We start from the raw sequence: 2566 nt of genomic DNA, 5'->3' as shown, positions 1-2566 counted from the left end.
CAGAAAAAGGCCGCCTACGCGGCCCTGGCCGACGTGCTGGATAACGACGCCGCTCGCCAGGAGCTCATCGACCAGCTGCGCACCGCCGCCGCCACGCCGCCGCCGGCCAGCGCGCCCACGCTGACGCCGCCGAAAGAGGAAGAGCAGCCGACGGTGCTGGAAAACGTCACCCACATCAGCCGCGAATACGGCGAGCCCTTCTCGTCGCGTTTCTCGCAGCTGTGGCGCAATATTACCGGCGCGCCGCATAAGCCTTTCCATGCCGATACCTTCCGCCACGCTGCGAGCACCTTCCTGATACTGGCGGCGCTGGTCTTTGCCTTCTGGTGGCTGGTGCGGCTGGCCGCGCTGCCGCTGTATCGCAAAATGGGCCAGTGGGGGCGGCATAAAAACCACGATCGCAGCAACTGGCTGCAGCTGCCGGCCACGATTGCCGGCGCCTTTATCTTCGACCTGATCCTGCTGGCGCTCACGCTGTTCGTTGGCCAGATGCTCAGCGACAGGCTCAACGGCGGCAACCGCACCATCGCCTTCCAGCAAAGCCTGTTCCTCAACGCCTTCGCGCTGATCGAGTTCTTCAAAGCTATTCTGCGGCTGATTTTCTGCCCACGGGTGGCGGACCTGCGGCCGTTTAACCTCAGCGACGACGGTGCGAAATACTGGAACCTGCGCCTGAGCGCGCTCAGCAGCCTGATTGGCTACGGCCTGATCGTCGCCGTACCGATTATCTCCAACCAGGTCAACGTCCAGGTCGGCGCGCTGGCCAACGTGGCCATTATGCTGTGCATCACCCTGTGGGCGCTGTACCTGATTTTTCATAACAAACACGTGATTACCGAAGGGCTGATTCATCTGGCGGACCGCTCGCTGGCCTTCTTCAGCCTGTTTATCCGCGCCTTCGCGCTGGTCTGGCACTGGCTGGCCTGCGCCTATTTCATCGTGCTGTTTTTCTTTTCGCTTTTCGACCCGGGCAACAGCCTGAAGTTTATGATGGGCGCCACGGTGCGCAGCCTGGCGATCGTCGGCGCCGCGGCGCTGATCTCCGGCATTTTGTCGCGCTGGATAGCCAAAACCATCACCCTGTCGCCGCAAACCCAGCGCAGCTACCCTGAGCTGCAGAAGCGGCTCAACGGCTGGATCTCCGTGGCGCTGAAGGTGGCGCGCATTTTGGTGGTCGCCGTCGCCATTATGCTGCTGCTCAGCGCCTGGGGGCTGTTCGATTTCTGGAACTGGATACATAACGGCGCCGGGCAGAAGGCGGTGGATGTGATTATCCGCATCGCGCTGATCCTGTTCTTCTCCGCCATCGGCTGGACGCTGCTCGCCAGCCTGATAGAGAACCGCCTCGCCTCGGATATTCACGGCCGTCCGCTGCCCGGCGCCCGGGCAAGAACGCTGCTGACGCTGTTTCGCAACGCGCTGGCGGTGATCATCAGCACCATCACCGTGATGATCCTGCTCTCGGAAGTGGGGGTCAATATCGCTCCGCTGCTGGCAGGCGCGGGGGCGCTGGGGCTGGCAATCTCCTTCGGCGCGCAAACGCTGGTGAAAGATATTATCACCGGCATTTTTATTCAGTTTGAAAACGGGATGAACACCGGCGATCTGGTGACGATCGGGCCGTTAACCGGCACGGTGGAGCGGATGTCGATTCGCTCGGTTGGCGTGCGCCAGGATACCGGCGCCTACCATATTATTCCGTGGTCTTCGATCACCACCTTCGCCAACTTCGTGCGCGGGATCGGCTCGGTGGTGGCTAACTACGACGTCGACCGCCATGAGGATCTGGATAAGGCCAATCAGGCGCTGAAGGATGCGGTGGCGGACGTGATGGCCCAGGAGGAGGTGCGCGGGCTGGTGATTGGCGAGCCGTCGTTTGCCGGGCTTGTCGGCCTGAGCAATACCGCCTTTACCCTGCGGGTGACCTTTACCACGCTGCCGCTGAAGCAGTGGACGGTGCGTTTTGCGCTGGATACGCAGGTTAAAAGGCATTTCGATCTTGCCGGCGTGCGCGCCCCGGTGCAAACCTACCAGGTGCTGCCGATGACGCCCGCGGCCGTTGACGGGCCGCCGGCTCCGGCGGAGCCAACGCTATAGCGCCCCGGCTGCACGGAGCAGACCGGGGCGCCGGCAACGCTAAGCAGAGGTGCGGCCGGCGAAGGGCTTAAAACGCGCGTCGGCGCTTTGCCTCATCCATAAAGGTCCAGGCGATAAAGCGGCTCTGCTTCTGCCCCTGCGCCATCTCTTTTTTCACCACCTTCACCGCGCCGACTTCGGTCAGGGCGCGATACAGCGGCGGCAGGTTGTCGCCGCGGGAGACCAGCGACGTAAACCATTTCACCTGGCGCCCAAACTGCTGGCTCTCCTCAATCATTCGGGTGATGAAGGCCACTTCGCCGCCTTCGCACCACAGCTCCTGCTGCTGGCCGCCAAAGTTCATCACGCTATCGGCGCCCAGGCCCAGGTTACGGCGTTTGCGCTCGCCGCCCGCCTGCGCGCTGGCGGCTGAGTCGTGGAACGGCGGGTTGTACAACGTCGCGCCAAAGCATTCGGTTTTTTTGGTCAC

Annotated in this window: 2 protein-coding genes; one reads left to right on the top strand and one right to left on the bottom strand. The window is 62.7% G+C overall.

From position 1 onward, the window contains the following. Window positions 1–2097 (top strand): mechanosensitive channel protein (ybiO, locus tag PFH44_RS26680; protein ID WP_283826704.1); only part of this gene is annotated, 2097 nt, incomplete at its 5' end. A 67-nt stretch (window positions 2098–2164) separates the two neighbouring features. Here ybiO and PFH44_RS26675 read toward each other — a convergent pair. Continuing rightward, on the bottom strand, window positions 2165–2566 hold a 402-nt coding region (locus tag PFH44_RS26675; protein WP_283826703.1), incomplete at its 5' end, for an RlmF-related methyltransferase.

Origin of the sequence: Klebsiella sp. Ech2A (assembly GCF_030078455.1) — a bacterium.
Lineage (GTDB): Bacteria > Pseudomonadota > Gammaproteobacteria > Enterobacterales > Enterobacteriaceae > Klebsiella > Klebsiella terrigena.
The sequence above is the reverse complement of the archived record's forward strand: the minus strand, read 5'-3'. Positions and strand labels throughout refer to the sequence as shown.